Here is a 20221-nt window from a genome sequence, read left to right as displayed (position 1 = left end):
CCCGCTCTCCCGCCCTGCGGGCCGTACCTGGGTGCGCCCCGGCGTCTCCGCCGCTCGGGGGTCTCGCCCTACTTGCGTCTTCATGACCCCCCCGGGGGGGGGGGGGGGGGCCCCGGTCCCCCGGCGCCCGCCCGGTGCATCAGAAGCCGCTGGCGCCGATCGCCTTGGCCAGCTCGGCGAACTGCGCCTGCGTGGCCTCGGCGACCTGGGTCGGCGTCTGCGTGCCCTGGATCATGTCGCCGAGGTTCAGGTACAGATCCGGGTTGACGATGGCGAGGGCCTGCATCGAGCCGACCGAGTCGCCCAGCGATGCGCTCACGTCGAGCAGCGCCTGGGGGACGCCGTCGGGGGTGGGCACGCCGGTCTGCAGCGAGACCGTGTCCTGCGCCTCGACGAAGTCGGCGTAGCCGTCGCCGAGCCAGTACGACAGCAGCTGGCGGGCGGCGGCCTCGCGACCGGCGTCACCGGTCTTGAAGGCGACGAGGGCGTTGGACTGGTCGGGGATGAAGGTGCCGACGTTGCCCGACGGCGCGATCGGGAAGAAGCCGATCTTCTCGTCGAGCTCGGGGGTCTCGGCGAGCGACTGCAGCTGCCCGAAGAACGAGTTCACCTGCACGGCCATGGCGGCGTCGCCGCTGAGCAGCGCCGGACCCTGGTCCTCGAACGTCGCCGTCTTCAGGTTGGCGTTGAAGAGGCCCTCGCCGATCAGGTCGTTGTAGGTGTTGATCGCTCCCTGGATGGTGGGGTCGGTGAACGCCTCCTCGCCCGCGTTGACGCGGTCCCAGAGTCCGTCCTCCGCCGCGTCGGCGAGCTGCACCTGCACCCACCACTGGGTGGCCCAGGGCGTTCCGCCGCCGAAGTCGAAGAAGGGCGTCTCGCCGCTCGACTTGAGCTGGCGGGCCACGGTCAGCAGTTCGTCCCAGTCGGCGGGGACATCGGTGATGCCCGCATCCGCGAAGACCTGCTTGTTGTAGTAGACGCCCTGCACCGCCGGGGTCGTGATGAGCGCGGCGTAGCGGGTGTCGTCGAGGATGCCGGTGATGTCGCGCAGGGCCGGGTCGTAGGCCTCGAGCCACGGCGCGTCGTCGAGCACCTGCAGGTTCTCGCTGGCGTTGAGCGCGGTCAGCTGCGATGCGGTCGGCTGCCAGAAGGCCAGGTCGGGCTTGTCGCCCGTGGCGACCTTGGTCTGGATGCTCTGCTCGTACGGATCGGGGATCGTCACGACGTCGACCGTGGCGCCGGTGAGCTCCTCGAAGCCGGCGACGACGCTGTCGGGAACCGTGTTGGAGTTCTGCGCCGCCCAGATGGTGAGGGTGGTGCCGCTGAGGTCGGTGTCCTGGGCGGGCCAGGATGCCGGCTCGGACGAGCCGCCGCCGGCTCCGGGGTCCGAGCAGCCGGCGAGGGCGAGGGCGGCGGTGGCGGTGAGCGCCAGTGCCGCGGGGAACCGCTTCTTCATTGAAATGCTCCTTCGTGTGATCAGTCTGACCGGTGCGGGGCCTCTACGCCGTCGGGTTCGGCAGCGTGGTGAGGCGGAGGGTACGCGCGGCCGGTGTCGAGTCGGTCGTGTGTACGGTGAGGATCCCGGTGGCGGCGTCCCATTCGGTGCGCCAGGCGGGAAGGTCTGCGGGGAAGAGGGTGACGGCGCTGATCTCGCGCCCGCGCAGGTGCGGGAGGGACAGCGCGACCCGAGGGTCGGCGTCGCCGCGACGCCACACCGACACGACGTCGGCGCCGTCGGCGCGGAGCCCGAGGGCGACGACCGGGTCGTCCCACTGCGGAAGCCCGGCGGGCCAGAAGGGCACCGCGTCGGCGATGTGCGTGCGCAGGTCCTTGGCCAGCCGGACGGCCTCGCTCACGCGAAGGCGCTGCGCGTCGGTCATGCGATTGAGGTAGCCCGAGACGTAGAACCGGCCGAGCAGTCCTGTCACGAGGCAGAACGAGATCTCCTCGTCGCTCATCTCGGGCTGCGGGTACGCCCAGCTCGCCGCCTGCTCCGGGAGCATCGACAGCGGTGCCGCTGCGGCGATCGGCGGGTACTTCGTGAAGTCCTGCTGATCGGATGTCGACTGCATCGCGAGACGCGACAGCATCGCCCAGTCCTGGCGCATCGCCCCCGAGCTGCAGTTCTCGACCACGAGCTGCGGATGCCGGTCGAGCACGCCGTCGATCCAGTCGAGGACCGCGCGGCTGTGGCCGAGGAGTCCGTCGCCGACACTCGCCGCGCGCAGGTCGGTGCCGGGCCCCGGGTTGATGTTGTAGTCCATCTTGATGAACCCGATGCCGAAGTCGCGGACGAGTCGGTCGACGACCTCGTCGATGTGCTCCCGCGCGGCCGGATGACGCAGGTCGAGGTGGTAGCGGTGGTGCTCGACGATGCGTGCGCCGCCGCGCTGCAGGAACGCCTCGCGCGGCAGGGCGTCGGCCACGGGGCTGTGGATGCCGACGACCTCGGGCTCGAGCCAGAGACCGGGCACCATGCCGGCCGCGCGGATCGCGTCCATCACCTCGTGCAGCCCCCCGGGGAACCGCGTGGTCGAGGGCTGCCACGCGCCGACGGATGCCCACCAGTGCCCGCTGTCGTCGTACCAGCCCGCATCGATGCAGAACACCTCGGCACCCACCTCGGCCGCCGCCGCGATGAGCGGAAGCAGCTTCGCCGTGGTGGGATCGCCGTCGAGCGTGTTCATGTAGTCGTTGAACACGACCGGCATCGCGGTGTTGTCGGGGTGGGGCCGGCGGGTGGCGCGGCGGTAGGCGGTGAGGGCGGCGACGGCATCCTGACGCGATGAGCCGATCACGACCGAGACGGGCACCGACGTGAAAGACGCGCCCGTCGGGAGCGGGAGCGACCAGCCGGAGTCGGTGTCGGTCGGGCCCGACAGCGCGAGGAATCCGCCGTCGGTGTCGCGACCGATCTCCCAGCGCCAGGCGCCGTTGTGCTCGATCTGCCAGGCAACGGCGATGCCGAGGTCGGGGTTGTCGATGACACCCAGGGGCAGATGACGCCCCGTCGACCAGGTGCCGTCGGAGGTCACGATGAGCGCCCCGCGGGGGTTGTGGCCGGTGAGGTGCTCGGCGAGATCGGGGAAGTCCGGGCCGCGGAGCGGCGCCTCGCTCCAGCGGCCCTCGGCCAGCCAGTCGCTGCGACCCGAGAGGAGGCTCCAGCCGCCCAGCGCATCGACGTCGTGCGCGGCATCTGTGAAACCCATCGCCCACGACGCCACCGAGAAGAGCACGAGCGGCTCCTCCCCCCGGTTCGTGACGGTCACCTGGGCGCGGAACCCCGCGACGTCCGCGTCGCTGCGCAGCTCGAGCACCGCCTCGATGCCGGGCGCCTGCTGGCGGATGCGCAGCGTGCGCGTCGCGCCGTCACCGCTCTCGTCGTGGTCGACGTAGCGCAGCTGCGCGCCGATCTCGCTGTGCACCAGCCGGTACGAGGCCGGCACGCTGCCGTTGGCGGCGCTGATGATCTCCACCGCGGGGATCGCGTGCACGGCGAGGCGCCGGCCGCCCGCGACGATCTCCGACACCCGCACGGGGGTGTCCTGACCCCACGACAACGAGACCTCGACGTCGCCACCGGCCCAGTGGGCGGTGCCGGCGGTGGTGAGGGTCGTCGTGGTCATCGCATCTCCGTTGATAGCGGGTTCTTCATGAAGGTCGGTCCGCGTTGATAGCGGTTTCAGGAAGACCATACGTGATTCTGAAACCGCTATCAACTTTTTCTTGAAACCGCTATCAGATCTTGCTAGCTTCGTCCCCACGCGGCCGTCGACCCCCGTCGCCCGGTCGCAGGGCGCGCACCGATCGCGGTGCACGGCGTCCGATCTGCACTCGATGAAGAGGAAGAGATGAGACACCGATCACGTACATCGGCCCGACCGGGCCGCACCTTCGGGGCCGTGCTGACGACGGGGGCGGTGCTCGCCACGTCGCTCGCGGCAGCAGCCGTTCCCGCGGCGAGCGCAGCCGAGGAGCTCCCCGAACCCGCCGTCCTCTACTCCTTCGACGGCGACGCCTCGCTGGCGACGATCGCGAACGACGGTGCGCTCGGCTCCGCCTTCGACGCGCGGGTGAAGAACGCCGCGACGCTCGCCCGCGGCGACGGCCCCACCGACGACGCCGGCGCATCCGGCCGTCTGCCGGGAGGAGCCCAGAACTCCTCCTCGGCCGACAAGCCCTACCTCGAGATCCCCGCCGGCCTGTTCGACGACGCCGACAGCCTCACGGTCGCCACCTGGATCAAGTGGGACGGCGCGAACGCCAACCAGCTCCCCTGGGCCTACATCGTCGGCAGCGACGCCCTGCCGGCCGACAACTGGGGCCTCTACTACGTCCCCGACGAAGGCGGGCAGTCCAAGGCCGTGGCGAACTCCGGCTCCGAGGTGAAGGCCGTCTCCCCCTCGCCTCTCTCGGCGGACACCTGGACGCACATCGCGACCGTGGCGGACGGCTCGTCGGTCTCGTACTACATCAACGGCTCCCTGGTGCGCACCGAGGCGGTCACGCTCGACGTGTCGAAGCTCGCCAGCGCGTCCAGCACGCGGTCCGGTCTCATCGGGCGTGTGCCGTGGGCGGGGCCGTGGGCCTCGTTCTTCGGCGGGGAGTTCGACGACTTCTCGGTCTACACCGACGCGCTGGATGCCGAGCAGGTCGGCTCCCTCTTCGCCGGATACGTGGGTGACATCGTGGATGTGGCCCAGCAGACCTGGCGCATCACCACGCCCGCCGGCATCCCTCCGGTGCTGCCCACATCCGTCCGGGTGACGCGCGAGGCCGGCCCCGAGGTCGACGCGCCCATCACCTGGGATCGCGTCCGCCCCGGCGACTACGCCGACGCGGGCTCCGAGTTCACCGTCGAGGGGACGGTGGCGGGATGGGACGGCACGCTCATCGCGACCGTCGCGGTCGACGAGCGGCAGACCGAGGACGTCGAGGTCGACTTCGGGACCACGACGGGCGAGTTCCGCGGAGGGGCCTCGGGCACCCTCTACGGCCTCGGCGACGAGGGCTCGCCCACGCAGGCACTCATCAACGGCGCCGCGATGACGAACGTGTCGCAGAAGCCGCCGTTCGGCACCCAGCATCCCGGCGGCGACGCCTTCAACATCGAGGACGCGTTCTTCGACAAGCACGGCCAGGATCTGTACGTCTACACGCAGGACTTCTACCCGGACTGGCCCTACAACGGCGGCAAGCGCCCCGGCGACGCCCTGACCTTCACCCGTGACGACGACGGCGACCTGACCGGCGAGCGCACCGACGGCGGGAACGGCGTGTGGGACTACCTCGAGGTGCTCGAGATCGTGGTCGACGAGATCGCCCGCGAGTCGGACAACCCCGAGAAGTACGTCTTCATCCCCTTCAACGAGGTCGACCTGCAGTGGCTCAACACCGACGACCTCTACAACCGCTACATGCACCTGGGCGGTCAGGCCGACAGCTTCACCCCCGACGGCGCGACCGACTGGGTGGCGGCGTGGGACGTCATCACCGACACCTACGCCAAGCACGGCCTGGACCGACCGCGGATCGCGGGCCCCGGCGACGCGGCCTGGCGCGGCGAGGGCAACATCAAGACGTTCCTGCAGATGGCGATCGACACCGAGACGGTGCCGGACGTCTACGTGTGGCATGAACTGCGCGGCTACCAGTGGATGCCCGAGCGCGTGGGCCAGTTCCGCGCCTATGCCCAGCAGCTGGGCATAGGCGCGGCGGACGTCCCCCAGGTGAACATCACCGAGTGGGGCGCGAGCACCGACATGAGCTCGCCCGCCAACCTCCTGCGCTGGTTCGCCAGCTTCGAGGCGGCCAAGGTCGACGCGCAGACGGCGTACTGGACGGCGTCCGGCACGATGTCCGACAACCAGGCGAAGGTCAACGCCGCGAACGGCGGATGGTGGCTGTTCAAGTGGTACGGCGACCTCACCGGGTCCGACACCGTCCGCGTCCCGGTCGGCGAGCAGAAGGCGATCGCGGCGCTCGATGAGAACGCACGGCGCGGCCAGGTGATCGTCGCGGGCATCGCCGACGGTCGCGACGGGGCGCTGGCCCTGACGGGGCTCGACACCGACGTCTTCGGAGAGACGGTCGACGTCGAGGTGCGCGAGGCGCTGGTCAGCGGCACCGACGGCATCTCGGGCACTCCCCGACTCGTCGCCGGCTACGACGCGGCAGCCGTGGTCGACGGGCGTCTCGACATCCGCATCCCCTCGGCCAGTGCGAGCAGCGCGTACCAGGTCATCGTCACGCCGACGACGTCTCGCGACGTCGCCGCGGCGGTGGCGGATCAGGGCGAGCGGCACCTCGTCGAGGCCGAGCGCGTGACGCTGCAGGCCGCATCCGAGCGGACGCCGAGCGGCTACCGCGCCTCGGCCGACCGCGATGTCTCGGACTTCTCGGCCGTGGACTCGCGCGCGGACTGGACGGTCGAGGTCGAGCAGGCCGGGCTCTACCGCCTCCAGATCCTCGGGGCGACCCCGGGCGTGCCCGTGACGCATGCCCTGTTCGTCGGCGACGACTTCGATCAGCTCGTGCACTACGGCGCCAACGCGATCAAGCCGAGCAACGTGCGCGGCGTCGCGCGCGGCAGCGCCGAGGTGCTGGTGGCGCTGGCCGCGGGCGAGAACACCCTGAGCCTGCGCACCAGCCAGGACGGGACCTCGCTGCTGGCCAACGCCGGGTACGAGGGCGGGGTCACCCTCGACCGCTTCGAGCTCGTGCGCGTCGGCGACGACGTCAACACCGAGCGCGCGAGCTATCCGGCATCGACCTTCCGTCTCGCGGACGGCGCGAGCCTGTCGTGGGCGGACGGTCACCGCGGTGACGCGGCACTGGATGCGGGTGAGCGCGTCGACGTGTACCCGTCGGCGTTCGAGTCCGGGTACTACGACATCGCCGTGGACTGGGCCGGAGCGGCCGATGCCCGTCTCGAGCTCACCGTCGACGGGCGCGTGGCCAGCACCTTCGTCGGCACGGACGGCACGACGACGTCGCGGGCACGGGTGCACCTGCCCGAGGGCATCACCGAGGTGGAGCTGCGCAGCTCGGCACCGGTGACGGTCTCGGCTCTCACCACGACCCGTGCCGTGGCCGGCGATGCGCGCATCGTGCGCGTGGAGGCCGAGGATCTCGACACCGTCACCCTCGGCGGCTCGGCCCGCGTGACCGGGTTCGGCGACGAGCCGACGACCGGCATCGGGACGAGCGGATCCGGTTCCGGCTTCGTCCAGGGCCTGGGCATCACCGATGCCGACCCCGAGAACGAGGGCACCCTCACGGTCCCGCGTCTCGACGGGTTCGCCGGCGCCGGTCAGTACAACGCCATCGTCCACTACTCGAACGACGACATCGAAGGCACGCACGACTACAACCCGCAGGTGGTCGATCTCGGGCTCCAGGCGTCGGAAGGCGGTGTCGACGGGCTCGCCGGTCGCACCACGTTCCGCTACACCTATCTCGCGACCAACTTCTGGGAGGCCGTGATGCCGTTGAACCTCCGCAGCGACGGTGGCGAGATCACCTTCGGCAACACGCGCCACACGCTGTTCATCGACGAAGGGCCCACCGGCAGCACGTCGGATGACCAGGTGCTCGACGGATATGCGATCGCACCGGATGTGGACTGGATCGCCTTCGCGCCGTTCGTCCTGGAGTCGGACGGCGAGGAGGCGGGCGTGCCCGCCGCACCGGCGGCACCGGATGTCACGGTGTCGGGAGCATCGGCGACGATCGCGTGGGAGGCCCCCTCCGACGGAGGAGCCGACATCACGTCGTACCGGGTCGAGATCTGGGCCGCCTCCGACGGCGGGCAGACCGCCCGCGCCGCGGGTCCGGCCCGCACCGTCACCGTGACGGACGGCCTGGGCGAGCGGGTGAGCACGACGGTCTCCGGGCTGGATGCGGGTTCGTACACGGCGCGGGTGATCGCGGTGAACGGCGTCGGGGAATCCGCGCCCTCACCCGCATCCGAGGCGTTCGCCGTGACCGCCGTCGATGCGGGACCGGGCGACCCCGGCGCAGGGCCGGGCACGGGCCCGGGCGCCGGCGCGGGCTCCGACGGCGCACCGGGCTCGACCGACGGGGCATTGGCCGCGACGGGTCTGGTCGCCCCGATCGGCGCCATCCTGCTGCTCGGCGGCCTGGCCATCGGGGCCGGGCTCTGGGCTCGGGCGCGCGCACGGGCGCGACGCTCGTAACGATCGACAGGGAGGCCGTGCGGTGTGAGGACACCGCACGGCCTCCCTTCGTCGCGCCCGGGATACTCGGTGCATGGCCGACCACCCCTACCCGCCCGAGCCCTGGTATCTGGGCGGGTCCCTGCTCGTCTCGGTGTTCCTGGTGCCGCCCACCGCCCTGCCCCCGACGTTCGCCCTTCCCGCGGGTCGGCGCCCCGTCACGGTGGGCGGCCGCATCTCGGTCGGCGTCGCCGCAGTGCGCTATGTGCCCGGCGGCGTGCTGCAGTACGACGAGCTGCTGGTCGCCGTCCCGAGCCTCGGACGCGGCGGCATCCGCGTCACCATCCCGCAGATCTGGGTCGACAGCGACACCTCCCGCCGCGGCGGACGCGAGCTGTGGGGCATCCCCAAGGAGCTCGCCGATTTCGACCGTGCCGGCGACGCGCCTCGCGTGACGGCGTCGATGTCGATCGACGACCGGCCGGTGGCGCGCGTCACGGCACGGCGCGGACGCCCCCTGCTCCCCGGCATGCGTCAGATCGCGCTGCCGATCCTGCAGGACCTCGACGGGCGGACGACCCTGTCGCACAACCGGGTGATCGGCCGCATCTCGGGTCTGCGAACCGCGTGGCGGTTCGCGCCCGACGGGCCGCTCGGCTACCTCGCCGGTCGCCGACCCCTGCTGAACGTCGAACTCCACGACGCATCGATCATCTTCGGCATGGATGTCGCGCGCACCTCCACCGGATCGAGCCCGGCATGACGTCGCAGCCGCTGGCCGTCGTCACGGGCGGCGCGCGCGGGATCGGCCACCGGATCGCCGTCGACCTCGAGTCCCGCGGCTACCGCGTCGTCATCGGAGACCTCGACGAGGCGGCCACGCGCGCGGCGGCGGCCGCCATCGGCCCCGCGGTCAGCGGCCTCCGTCTCGACATCACCGACAGCGCGCTGGTCGCCGCCGCCATCGACACGATCGAGACGACGATCGGCCCCATCTCCGTCTGGATCAACAACGCGGGCATCATGCCGACGGGGCCCTTCGCGGCGCAGGACGCCGCACTCGCACGCACGGTGGTCGACGTCGACTACACGGCGCTCGTCTCGGTCACCTCCGCCGTCCTCCCCCGTCTCCTCGCCCGGCGTCGCGGCGTGATCGTGAACGTCGCGAGCGCCACCGGGCTGAAGCCCCTGGCCGGGCTCGCCGTCTACTCGGGAGCGAAAGCCGCCGTCATCGGGTTCAGCGATGCGCTCCGGCGCGAGCTGCGAGGCACCGGCGTGACCGTGCGCGTCGTCCTGCCGAACCTCGTCTCCACCCCCATGGGCGCGGGCATCACCCCACCGCGGCTCTCGCCCGCCGTCACCCCCGCGCAGGTCAGCCGCGCCGTCATCCGCGCCGTCGACTCCGGCCCGTTCGCGGTCACCGTCCCCCGGGTGCTCGGCCCCATCCTGCGGTTCTCGCGGCTCCTGCCGACCGGGGTGCAGGACTGGCTGGACGACCGCATCGGCACCGACCGCATCGGGCTGGGCGGCGACCCCCGCGCCCGCGCCGCCTACGAGGACGGCATCACCCGCGCCGTCGACTGACCGGCGCGCACCCGTGTGCTCAGCCGAGCCGTCGCGCCGCGGCGCGATCGGCGATCACCACGAGGTTCGGATGCAGCTGCAGCACCGATGCGGGCAGACTCTCGGTCACCTCGCCCTGCAGCGCCGCCGCGAGCGCCGGCGCCTTGCCCTCGCCCGTGACGATCAGCACCGCGCGACGCGCCCGCTGGATCATCGCCGCGCCGAAGGTGACGACCTCCTCCGCGGGCGGGTCGCTCAGGTGCCGCACGTCCTCGTAGAACGGCAGCCCCTCGTGGACCTCGTACGTGTAGATATCTTCGCCGAAGCGCGTCACCCCGGGCATGTTGGCGCAGAAGTGCCCGTCGGCACCGAGCCCCATCAGCACCAGATCGAGCCCGCCGTGCGCACGAAGGTCGTCGCGGATGGCATCGGCGCTCTGCATGTCGAGCACATGCAGATTCTCGTCGGGGATGCCGGCGGGGCCGTAGATCTGCGCGCGCAGCGCCGTCATCGTCAGCCCGAGCTCCTGCCCGCGCACCGGCACCTCGTCGAAGTTGTAGAAGTGCACGTTCGCGTACGCCGCGGGGTTCGCCGCGATCGCCGGAGCGATGATCTCGTAGGTGCCCGCGGGCGTCGCCCCCGCGGTGAGCGAGACGTTGACCCGGCGGTCTTCGAGCATCGCGCCCTGCACGATGGCGGCGGCGGTGCGGCTGACAGCGGCCGCGTCTTCTTCGATCACGAGCTTCATGTGAAAACCGTACATCATTCGGTTTTCTCCGACAACCATCCCTGTGGATGACTCGGCAGCCGGTCGCGGCTCCCGCCGTAGGATCTCGTCGTGCCCGACCTCGCGCCCCGGATGCGCCTCCTCCCGACCGCAGCACTCGTCGCCGTCGTCATGGCGCTGACCGGATGCGCCGCCGCCTCGACGCCGCCCTCGCCCGCGACGGCTCCCGCGCTGACGGCCACGCCGCCCGCCTCGGAGGCCCCCACGGCGAGCACCGCGTCGGCGGTCACCTGCGCCGAGGTCGAACCGCTCGCCGCCTCGATCACCGCGGGCTTCTCGTTCTCCTCCGATGACTCGTCGGAAGACCCCTCGAGCACCACCTGCGTCTGGACCAACGGCGCCGTCGACGCCGCATCCTCCGACCTCGACGCCTACGCGAGTCTCGCCATCAGCATCGACGGCACCGGGTGGAGCGCCGAGGAGCTCGAACTGCTGCCGGGGGCAACCGACGACCCGCGCGTCACCGCCATCGATGGGCGCGTCCTGATGGGCACACCCGCCGACACCCTCGGCGATGCCGGTTCGGTGCAGGTGCTGTTCCCGCAGGGGACGGTGACGGTGGTCGCCACCGGGGCGCTCGCGACCGCATCAGCCGACACCGCGATACCCGTGGACACCGTGATCGGTGTCGCCTCCGAGGTCGCCGAGCTCCGGCGCTAGCGGCCCGTCACCGCGGCGCGCACGCCTCCGCGTCGTGCGCGTCGAAACCGGTGTACGTCACGCACCCCACGCGGAAGCTGCCGTCGATGGCCCGGATGCCGACGACGCGGCCGGTGAAGCCGCCGGCCACCTCGGTCGACAGATAGCGGCCGTCGGTGCGCCCGAGCGCGTGCCGCACGCCGCCGCTCTCCGCCCAGAACTCGAGATCGTCGGGGCCCGACGTCTCGGACGCGACGCTCCGGATGCCGACGAGCACCGGACCGTCGGAGACGGGCACGGGTGCCGTGAGGTCCTGCGCGATGGGTCCGATGCGCAGTGCGGTCGACGCCCGACCATCGGCGACCCGCACCTCGGCGCTGTGCGCATCGTCGAGGCGCACGAGCACGACGGCGGTGCCCGTCACATCGTCGATCTCCGCGGTGAACGTCCACCGGTGGTCGGTGACGCGGGCGACGATGGCGCTCGGGGTCTGGCCGGCGCCATCCACCGCATGCACGCGCGCGCCGTCATCCGAGCGGGTGAGCTGCTGCAAGACCGGCGCACCCGGCGACACCCACCGCGGATGCAGCGCGCCCGCGAAGGTCTCCTCGAACGACCGGTCGCGCACCGGGATGTCGTAGCGCTCCTCGTCGAACACGGGCCAGCCGTCCTCCCACCGCACGCCCGCCAGGAAGGTCTCGCGGCCGTTCACGTGGAACATCGGCGTCATCCCACGGGGGCGCACCCCCAGGTACACGGCCGCCCACTCGCCGTCCTCGCGCTGCACGAGATCGGCATGGCCGGTGTTCTGCACGGGGTGGGTGGTGCTGCGGTGGCTCAGGATCGGGTTCCGCGGGTGGCCCTCGAACGGACCGCGCGGGGACGCGGACCGGGCGACGGTCACGCCGTGCCCGCGCTCCGTGCCGCCCTCCGCCAGCACGAGATACCACCACCCCTCGCGCTCGTAGAGGTGCGGCGCCTCCGGGTAGGCGAGGCCGGCGCCTGCCCAGAGCGCCCGGGGTGTCTCGAGCACGCGTCCGGTGCCGAGGTCGACCCGGGCCTGGGCGATACCCGTCACCGGCCCGGATGTGGCGCAGAAGGTCACGAGGCAGTCGTCGCCGTCCCACGCGAGGTCGGGATCGATGCCGACGAGCCCCTCGAGACGAAGCGGTGCGCTCCACGGTCCGCGCGGATCGACGGCCGACACGACGATCTGGCCGCCGCCGTTGCCGACGTCGGTCGTGATGATCCAGAACCTGCCGTCGTGGTGGCGGATGGTCGGCGCGTAGATGCCGCCGCTGGCCACCGACGTCCCCGCCGCCGCCTCGTCGACCGAGAGCGCGTTGCCGATCTGCTCCCAGCGCACGAGGTCCGTGCTGTGCCAGACGGGCACGCCGGGCCAGTACTCGAACGACGAGTTGACCAGGTAATAGTCGCCGCCGACGCGGCAGATGCTCGGATCGGGGTGGAACCCGGCGATGATCGGCTCGATGCTCGAGGGCCGGGTCGCCGGAGAGCGACGGTCGGATTCGGCGAGGGGCGCGGGAGGGAGGATGCCGGTCACCGGCCTCACAGTACCGGGGTCGGGCGATCGCGTGCGGGCTCATTCGTCACGAAAGCGGGGTGTCGGCGCCGCCGACCCCGCTTTCGTGACGAATGAGCAGACCGCTGACCGCCCGCACACGGTCACCGATCGTCGAGCACCCGGAAGGTGACGGCGTAACGGAACGTGCCGGGCAGGAGTCGCGCTGTGGGCAGCGCGCCGGGGCCGCACGACCCCGAGCCAAGACCGTTCTGTCCGGCATCGAGGTTCACCCAAATGCGACCACTCGGCACCAGCTCGTGGGGATGGGTTGCGGCGTCCAGAGCCTCGGTCGTCCACCGGCGGACCGTGAAATCGACGGTCGGATGGGCATCGATCCGAATCGTGCGTCCCTCGCCGGTGAGGCTGATGCTGCGGGCCTGCCTTCTGTTGCCGTTCTCCTGGGGCATCAGGTAGGGCGTCTGCATCTCGTCGACGGTGCGCCTCCAGCGTCCCAACCGTGCTGCTGCGTGGCTGTCGGCGTACGCTTCGCCGGGGCCGGGCCCGTACCAGGACACCTCGGAGAACTCCTCGGGCAACGACAGGCGGAGCCCGAAGCGCGGCAGTGGCACATCCCAGTTCCCCACAGGCTGTGCCTCGACACTCAGCGTGACGGCATCGGAGGACGCCGTCCAGCGCTGCAGCGTGCGGTATCCGAGATCCGACCCCGCAAAGCCCAGTCGGCCCCGCACCTCGAGACCGTCGGCCGTGATGTCGATGCCGCGCACGGTGTGCTCGGGCCTGTCGAGACCGATCTGGCGCCATCGCGGCTCCAGCGGTTCCCACGAGAAGCTGCGGTCGTTGTCGATGACGGCGCGCCAGGTGTCGAATGTCGGCGTCGTGACCTGCACCCCCGCCAGCGACACGAGTGCACCGCTCGTGCGGGACAACAGCGCGGGACCGACCCGGATCGTGTCGTCGTGGACGATCGCCGCAGCGCCGGCCGCCGCCGGCATCGGGGCAGGTGAGCCGACCACGAACTGCGCCCAGGCGACTTCGTGTCCGACGCGCGCCCAGTCCGTGTCCTGCGCCAGCGTCGCCCGCACCTCGATCACTCGTTCTCCGAGAACGACACCTTCTGCGCTCCGGGGAACCGGGAACGTCGCCGACGCACCGGCCGGTACGTGCCCCAGCTCGGCGACTCCCTCCGCGTTGGCGACGCCGTCGATGAGGACCCGCCATCCGACGCGGAGGTGGGCGAGATCGCGATGATCGTACGTGTTCGCCACACGGATGCTGTCTCCACGAAGCGAAAACGACACGGGCTGGAACGCCGCCTTTAGCTCGTGGAGTGCGGGAGATGCGGTGCCGTCGGGGAACACGATCCCGTCGGCGATGAAGTTGCCGTCGTGGCGTTCCTCCCCGAAGTCACCGCCATAGGCGAAGTACTCGCGGCCGTCGTCGGTCTGCGCGCGCAGGCCATGATCGAACCATTCCCAGGTGAACCCGCCGGCAAGACGCGGGTATCGCTCGAAGATCTCCTGGTACTCGGCGATACCCCCAGGTCCGTTGCCCATCGAGTGGACGTACTCGCAGAGGATGAACGGCATCGACCGTCGACGGGCGTCCAGGTCGGCGTCGGGGAAGGGTGCTTCCTGCTGCCTACCGATCAGGTCGAGCTCCCGATGCGTCGAGTACATCCGGCTGTACACGTCCACGTACTGGCAGGACCAGTCCCGTTCGTAGTGCAGCAGGCGCGAAGGATCGCGTTGTTTAGCCCACCGGGCCATCGCTCCGAGGTTCTCGCCGGTACCGCACTCGTTTCCAAGCGACCACATGATCACACTGGGACTGTTCTTGTCTCGCTCGACGAGCCGCTGCATCCGGTCCACCAGCGCGCGCTCCCAACGCGGATCCTCCGTCGGGTTCCCGGGGAGCTTGTGGAACCAGTCCACCGGGAAGAATCCGTGCGTCTCGAAGTCGCATTCGTCGACGACCCAGAGACCGAGCTCGTCGCAGAGCTCGAGAAAGCGTGCCGGCGGCGGGTAGTGGCTCGTGCGCACCGCGTTGATGTTGTGCTGCTTCATCATCGCGATGTCGGAGCGCATGCGTTCCTCCGACACCACGCGTCCCGTATCCGGGTCGTAGTCGTGCCGGTTCGTGCCTCGGAGGAGGATCGGCGCGCCATTCACTCTGACGGTCGCGTCCACGACCTCGACGCGGCGGAACCCGATGCGCATCGCGATCGTCTCGCCCTCGCCGACGAGCATCCCCTCGTAGAGGCGTGGGATCTCTGCGGACCATGGAGCGACCGGCACGCGGACCGTGTCGCCCGCGGCGATGTCGATGCCCAGTTCCGGCACCACGACGCGCGCGGGAGCACTGCTCTCCACGCGCAGAATGCCTTCACCCGAGACCGCGTCGTAGTCGGCGTGGACGAAATGGTCGTCGATCGCGCCCACGGGGCGGCCCATCACCGTCACGCTGCGGAAGATCCCCGACAGCCACCACATGTCCTGGTCTTCGAGGTAGCTGCCCGACGACCACTGGCGGACCCGGACGACAAGGGTGTTCTCCGCGTCGCGATGGATCAGTGGGGTGACGTCGAGTTCGTGCCGCAAACGGCTGCCCGACACGACTCCCACCTCGGAGCCGTTGAGCCAGATGTGCCCGATCGAGTCGATGCCATCGAATCTCAGAAGGATGCGTTCGACGTCCCAGTCGGCCGGCACGGTGAAGGTGCGGTGGTAGTCGCCCGTCGGGTTCTCTCTCGGCACATAGGGCGGATCGACAGGGAACGGATAGACGCGGTTCGTGTAGATCGGCGCCCCGAATCCGTGCAGCTGCCAATGTGCCGGAACAGCGAGGGTCGACCACGAGTCGAGTGACTCTCCCGGCGCGCCGATCACATCGAGCGGCAGGTCACCGGTCGCCGAGTAGCGGAAGGACCAGATCCCGTCGAGGCTGAGCTCCGGCGCGTCGGAGCGCGCATGCGCGCGCGGCGGCAGGGTGCCGCGCGATGGGAAGAGCTGCTCGTGGGGAGCGAGAGGCCTGTCCATCGCGACCGGATCGTGCGCGACGCCGCGCTCGCGGTCCTCGGCCGCCAGGTCACAGGCGACCCGGTCGTTCATCGCGCTGAGGTTGTTCACGCGGGCACTCCTTCTGCGGTCGGGCGCGAGCTGCGGGGGTTCGACGGGTGGCAGCTCACTCCTTCACCCCTCCCGTCGTCAGACCCGAGGTCCAGTACTTCTGCAGGTAGAGGAACACCACGACCAGCGGCAGGATCGACACCAGCGAGCCGGTGATGACCGTCGAGAACTGCGCGGACGCCCCGCCGCCCGCCTCGCTCGCCGCCTGGAGTTGCGCGAGTCCGAGGGTGAGCGGGAAGAGTTCGGGGTCGGTCAGCATGATCAACGGCAGGAAGTAGTTGTTCCAGGTGTGGACGATCGCGAAGAGCAGCACGGTCACGATTCCCGGCACCATGATCCGCAGCCCGATCTGGAGGAAGATGCGGAACTCGCCGGCTCCATCGATCCGGGCAGCCTCCAGAAGCGTGTCGGGAATGGACTCTTCCGCGTAGATGCGCATGAGGTAGACGCCGAAGGGGCTGACGAGCGAGGGGAGGATGATCGCCCACACGGTGTTGGTCAGCCCGGCTCCCGCGAACAGCAGATAGGTCGGGATCGCCAGGGCGGTGGTGGGAATCATGATCGCCCCGAGCACCACCGCGAAGAGGAACTTCTTAGCGGGGAAGTCGTACTTCGCGAAGGCGTACCCGGCCGCGGCGGAGAGGATCGCCGCACCGATGCCGCTCACCAGGGCGTACAGCACCGTGTTGCCGATCCACTGGACGAAGACGCCGTCGCGGGTGGTGAAGAGCTGAGCCAGGTTGTCGAGGAGGTTGAAGTCGTCGGCGAACCAGAGTCCGAAGCTCGAGAAGAGGCCGGAGTTGTCCTTGGTGGACGCCACGAACAACCAGAAGAGGGGCAGCAGGAAGTATCCGGCGGCGAGCCAGATGACGACGGTCAGAACCGTGCTGCGGCCTTCGCCAGGAGGCAGCCCGACACGTCCGCCACGTCGGCGCACACGCCGACGGACATCCGAGGTCGATGCGACGGTGACGCGAGCCTGGGTGTCGGTGACGGTCATGACCGTGCTCCCTTCTCCCGACGTGCCGCCGACAGCTGGAACACGTACGAGACGATCATGATGATGATGCCGAGCAGGAAGGCGACGGCGGCCGCGTAGTTCACGTCCTGGTTGGTGAATGCCAGGTTGTAGGCGTACAGGTTCGGCGAGAACGACGACCCGATCGCGTTGGGGGCGATTTCATACAGCAGCTTCGGCTCGCTGAACAGCTGGAACGCGCCGATCACCGAGAAGATCGAGCACAGGATGATCGCCGACCGGATCGCGGGGATCTTGATGCTCCAGGCGATGCGGAACTGGCCGGCTCCGTCGATGCGCGCCGCTTCGTACTGCTCGGTCGGGATCGCACGCATCGCCGCGTACATGATCACCATGTTGTATCCGACGAACTGCCACGTGACGATGTTGATGATTGAGCCGAGGATGTTGTCGGGCGAGAGCAGCTGCGGTGAACCGAAGCCGATCGCCCTCATGACCTGGGCGATCGGACCGAAGTTGTCGCCGTATAGGTACCCCCACATCAGGGTTGCGACGACCCCGGGGACGGCGTAGGGCACGAAGATGGCCAGTCGCGCGAACTTGCCGCCGCGCACTCTGGCGCTGTCGAGCGCGAGAGCGAAGACGAGGGCCAGGATGAGCATGATCGGCACCTGGATGACCAGGAAGAGACACATCCGCAGGACGCCCCCGATGAACCGCTCATCTGTGAGCGCGCGGGCGTAGTTCTCGAGCCCGACGAAGGCACCGCCGCCGATGAGCTGCGTCTTGAACAGACTCAGGTACCCCGCGTAGAACAGCGGGAGTAGGAGCATCGTGACGAAGAGGATCATGAACGGCGCGATGAAGACGTAGGCCGCGGTGTTCTTGCGGCGCTTGTCGCTCCAGCGCGTGCGCCCGAGAGCTGTGGTGCTCATCGGCGTCGCCTTTCTACTGAGGGTCGAGGGGGCGACGGGAGCGGGGCACTCGCCCCGCTCCCGCGCGGTCATTCGGTGACGACGGTGAAGCCCTGGGCTTCGCCGTAGGAGACCAACTCGTCCTTCCACTCCTCGAGCGCGGCCATCAGGTCGCCCTTCTCGGTGATGGCTGCGCCGAGGGTTTCCTTGAAGCTCGAGCTCGCGTAGTCGTTGTACGGAAGCCACTGCCAGTCGGCCGCAACGGTCTCGGAGATGTCGGCGAAGACGGCGTTGACCTTCTGACCCGCGTAGAACTCCAGCTCCTGGTCGCGCACAGCGGGTGATTCCAGAGTCTCGGTCAGCGACGGGAAGATGAACTGCTCCGTCGCGAGGCTCTCGGTGGCATCGCTGTTGGTCGTCAGGAACTTGGCGAACTCGGCCGCCACGATCTTCGCATCGGAGTCGGCGGTCACGGCGATCGCCGATCCGCCCTGGTTGCCCGAGGCGGGCTTGGCCGCATCCCACTGCGGCATCGGCGTGGCCTGCCACAGACCGCTTGTGTCACTGGCGGTCCCCTGCAGGAAGACGGGGCCCCAGGCGGCGGCGAGCCAGCTGGCGTAGCGTCCGCCGGCGATGCTCTGGTACCAGTTGTCATCGAGCTGAGGAGCGGTGTCGACGAGGTCGCGCTGGATCAGATCGTCCCAGTACTCGATGACGCGCGTGACTTCTTCGGACTCGAGATCGATCGTGACCGTCTTGTCGCCGTCGTAACCGAACGGGCGCGCGCCCGACTGCCACAGCAGCGCGAGGATCGGGGAGAAGCTGTTACCCGGCAGATCCGAGATGTACGAGCCGGTCTTCTCTTTGATCGCCGCCGCCGCGGTCGCGTACTCGTCCCACGTCGTCGGCACCTCGACTCCCGCGGCCTCGAAGATATCAGTGCGGTAGAGCTGCCCGGTGGGCCCGAGGTCCTGCGGAAGACCCCACACGGCGTCATCGGTGGAGACGACGCCCCACGCGCTGGGCGCGAAGTCCTCGGCGAGATCGGCGGCACCGTACGGAGTGAGATCGAGAACGGTTCCGGTGAGAGTGAAAGAGGGCAGGAACGAGTACTCGATCTGCACGACGTCGGGAACGTCGCCGGACTTCGCCGCCGCGCGCAGCTTCTGGTACTGCGCCGTCGCACCGCCCTGATTCGAGAGCTTCACCGTGATCTCCGGGTGCAGCTCTTCGAACATGTCGATCTGGTTCTGGATGTCGGGCACCCACGACCAGAAGTCGATCGTGGTGGGTGTGCTCAACGCCTCGTCGATCTGATCCTGGGTCACCGTCTCGGCGTTGCCTGCGTTCCCGGACCCGGGTGCGCCGCACGCGGCGAGCATCAGGGCCGACGAGGCGATGAGCGCGCTGAGGGCGACCCCGCGGCGACGTTGCACTGTGGTCATTGGTGTTCTCCTCTGGGGTGCTGCGCCCGCGACAGGACCCACGAAGGAACGGTCGGCCTGAACGAGTCAGGGACCGCCGGAGTTCTCACCCACGACGGCAGCGGCGTAAGAGGACGTTATCACACGAGAAACGTGGAACGTATGCTTTAAAGAATTCCTGGCACCGAAGAAGAATCCCCATCGTCAGCCGCGTCGGACTCGCTCGGCTGGGGCACACCGAGCGACAGCAGGTCGATCTCGTCGCGCGCGGTCACCAGGATCGACCGCATGATCGCGTAGGCGGCCTCGGGATCGCGACGCTGGATCGCGCCCGCCACATCCACGTGCAGCTGGAGGGCGACGCTCGCAGGGCGATCGGGCACGAGCCCGTGCTCGGTGCGACTGACGAGCACCTGTCCCACCAGCTGATCGAGACGCGAGAACATCGGGTTGCCCGACAGTTCCAGAATGCGGGCGTGGAAGAGGATGTCGAGGCTCAGGAAGCGCTCGTCATCACCCTGCTCGCCGGCCGCCCACAGCTCTCCTGACAAGGCGATCAGCTCACTCACCTGCTGGGATGTCGCGTGCGTGGCCGCCAACCGCGCGGCCTCCGGCTCGATCGCGGCGCGCAACTCGACCAGGGAGACCAGCTGGCGCGAGCGGTCCGGGGAGTTGAGCCGCCACCGGATGACCTGCGGGTCGTAGAGGTTCCAGTCTGCTTCGGGCAGGACCACCACTCCGACCCGCCGCCGTGACGCGACCAGCCGCATGGCTTCGAGCACACGAACCGTCTCACGCGCAACGGAGCGGGAGATCCCGCACCGCTCCTCGATCTCCTCGAGGGTGAGGCTCGCGCCGGGCAGCACCTCCCCCGCGCAGATGAGCTGGCCGAGTTCGTCCAGTGCGCGGGAGTGCTGTCCGGGTAGCGACACCAGCGAGCTGGCGGGCGAAGTCGACATGTATGAGAAGTTACCAGTCTTCGACTGACTAAAAGACATACGTTATAGTCCAGACGAAGACATTTATGCCCAGTTCGGTCGGTGGAGACAGGACGGGGTCCCCGAGAC

The 20221-nt window shown here is 69.7% G+C and carries 13 protein-coding genes; 4 read left to right on the top strand and 9 right to left on the bottom strand.

Annotated features, from left to right (window positions below):
* Positions 1–139: 139 nt before the first annotated feature.
* Positions 140–1456, bottom strand: coding sequence for an ABC transporter substrate-binding protein (locus AB0N73_RS12055; protein WP_363563744.1), 1317 nt, complete (start codon positions 1454–1456; stop codon positions 140–142).
* Positions 1457–1499: 43 nt separating this feature from the next.
* Positions 1500–3626 (bottom strand): glycoside hydrolase family 36 protein, encoded by a 2127-nt coding sequence (locus AB0N73_RS12050; protein WP_363563742.1) that lies wholly within the window; start codon positions 3624–3626, stop codon positions 1500–1502.
* Positions 3627–3902: 276 nt separating this feature from the next.
* Here AB0N73_RS12050 and AB0N73_RS12045 point away from each other — a divergent pair, with 276 nt between their 5' ends.
* The 3 genes from AB0N73_RS12045 to AB0N73_RS12035 all read left to right on the top strand — a co-directional run bounded on the left by AB0N73_RS12045 (position 3903) and on the right by AB0N73_RS12035 (position 9761).
* Positions 3903–8198, top strand: coding sequence for a LamG-like jellyroll fold domain-containing protein (locus AB0N73_RS12045; RefSeq protein ID WP_363563740.1), 4296 nt, complete (start codon positions 3903–3905; stop codon positions 8196–8198).
* Between the two features lie 73 nt (positions 8199–8271).
* Complete coding sequence (locus AB0N73_RS12040) at positions 8272–8940, top strand: acetoacetate decarboxylase family protein (RefSeq protein ID WP_363563738.1); 669 nt, start codon at positions 8272–8274, stop codon at positions 8938–8940.
* Complete coding sequence (locus AB0N73_RS12035) at positions 8937–9761, top strand: SDR family NAD(P)-dependent oxidoreductase (protein ID WP_363563736.1); 825 nt, start codon at positions 8937–8939, stop codon at positions 9759–9761. The genes AB0N73_RS12040 and AB0N73_RS12035 overlap by 4 nt, the downstream gene beginning before the upstream one ends.
* A 19-nt stretch (positions 9762–9780) precedes the next feature.
* Here the strand turns inward: AB0N73_RS12035 and AB0N73_RS12030 are convergent, their stop codons facing one another.
* A complete protein-coding gene (locus tag AB0N73_RS12030; RefSeq protein ID WP_363563734.1) occupies positions 9781–10488 on the bottom strand; it encodes a glucosamine-6-phosphate deaminase in 708 nt (235 codons plus the stop codon).
* A 90-nt stretch (positions 10489–10578) separates the two neighbouring features.
* On the opposite strand from AB0N73_RS12030, the gene AB0N73_RS12025 reads away from it, so the two are divergent.
* Positions 10579–11187 carry a hypothetical protein gene (locus AB0N73_RS12025; protein ID WP_363563732.1) on the top strand — a complete coding sequence of 203 codons (609 nt, stop codon included), beginning with the start codon at positions 10579–10581 and terminating at the stop codon, positions 11185–11187.
* Between the two features lie 7 nt (positions 11188–11194).
* On the opposite strand, the gene AB0N73_RS12020 is transcribed toward AB0N73_RS12025, so the two are convergent.
* The 6 genes from AB0N73_RS12020 to AB0N73_RS11995 all read right to left on the bottom strand — a co-directional run bounded on the left by AB0N73_RS12020 (position 11195) and on the right by AB0N73_RS11995 (position 20113).
* Complete coding sequence (locus AB0N73_RS12020; protein ID WP_363563730.1) at positions 11195–12730, bottom strand: family 43 glycosylhydrolase; 1536 nt, start codon at positions 12728–12730, stop codon at positions 11195–11197.
* A gap of 122 nt (positions 12731–12852) precedes the next feature.
* On the bottom strand, positions 12853–15837 hold the full coding sequence (locus AB0N73_RS12015) for a glycoside hydrolase family 2 TIM barrel-domain containing protein (RefSeq protein WP_363563728.1): 2985 nt from the start codon (positions 15835–15837) through the stop codon (positions 12853–12855).
* 55 nt (positions 15838–15892) lie between these two features.
* A complete protein-coding gene (locus tag AB0N73_RS12010) occupies positions 15893–16837 on the bottom strand; it encodes a carbohydrate ABC transporter permease (RefSeq protein WP_363563726.1) in 945 nt (314 codons plus the stop codon).
* A complete protein-coding gene (locus AB0N73_RS12005) occupies positions 16834–17751 on the bottom strand; it encodes a sugar ABC transporter permease (RefSeq protein WP_363563724.1) in 918 nt (305 codons plus the stop codon). Before AB0N73_RS12005 ends, AB0N73_RS12010 begins: the two co-directional genes overlap by 4 nt.
* A gap of 68 nt (positions 17752–17819) precedes the next feature.
* Entirely contained in the window at positions 17820–19175 is a 1356-nt protein-coding gene (locus AB0N73_RS12000; protein WP_363563722.1) for an extracellular solute-binding protein, read from the bottom strand.
* Positions 19176–19321: 146 nt separating this feature from the next.
* Positions 19322–20113 carry a FadR/GntR family transcriptional regulator gene (locus AB0N73_RS11995; RefSeq protein ID WP_363563720.1) on the bottom strand — a complete coding sequence of 264 codons (792 nt, stop codon included), beginning with the start codon at positions 20111–20113 and terminating at the stop codon, positions 19322–19324.
* Positions 20114–20221 lie beyond the last annotated feature (108 nt).

The sequence above is a fragment of the Microbacterium sp. NPDC089189 genome (assembly GCF_040685095.1).
Classification (GTDB): domain Bacteria; phylum Actinomycetota; class Actinomycetes; order Actinomycetales; family Microbacteriaceae; genus Microbacterium.
Note: the sequence above shows the minus strand (reverse complement) of the source record. Positions and strands in the feature narration are given on the sequence as shown.

What these genes read in the sequence shown, in the direction of transcription:
- AB0N73_RS12055 (WP_363563744.1), bottom strand. Translation starts at nt 1,456, where the DNA reads ATGAAGAAGCGGTTCCCCGCGGCACTGGCGCTCACCGCCACCGCCGCC.
- AB0N73_RS12050 (WP_363563742.1), bottom strand. Translation starts at nt 3,626, where the DNA reads ATGACCACGACGACCCTCACCACCGCCGGCACCGCCCACTGGGCCGGT.
- AB0N73_RS12040 (WP_363563738.1), top strand. Translation starts at nt 8,272, where the DNA reads ATGGCCGACCACCCCTACCCGCCCGAGCCCTGGTATCTGGGCGGGTCC.
- AB0N73_RS12035 (WP_363563736.1), top strand. Translation starts at nt 8,937, where the DNA reads ATGACGTCGCAGCCGCTGGCCGTCGTCACGGGCGGCGCGCGCGGGATC.
- AB0N73_RS12030 (WP_363563734.1), bottom strand. Translation starts at nt 10,488, where the DNA reads ATGAAGCTCGTGATCGAAGAAGACGCGGCCGCTGTCAGCCGCACCGCC.
- AB0N73_RS12010 (WP_363563726.1), bottom strand. Translation starts at nt 16,837, where the DNA reads ATGACCGTCACCGACACCCAGGCTCGCGTCACCGTCGCATCGACCTCG.
- AB0N73_RS12005 (WP_363563724.1), bottom strand. Translation starts at nt 17,751, where the DNA reads ATGAGCACCACAGCTCTCGGGCGCACGCGCTGGAGCGACAAGCGCCGC.
- AB0N73_RS12000 (WP_363563722.1), bottom strand. Translation starts at nt 19,175, where the DNA reads ATGACCACAGTGCAACGTCGCCGCGGGGTCGCCCTCAGCGCGCTCATC.
- AB0N73_RS11995 (WP_363563720.1), bottom strand. Translation starts at nt 20,113, where the DNA reads ATGTCGACTTCGCCCGCCAGCTCGCTGGTGTCGCTACCCGGACAGCAC.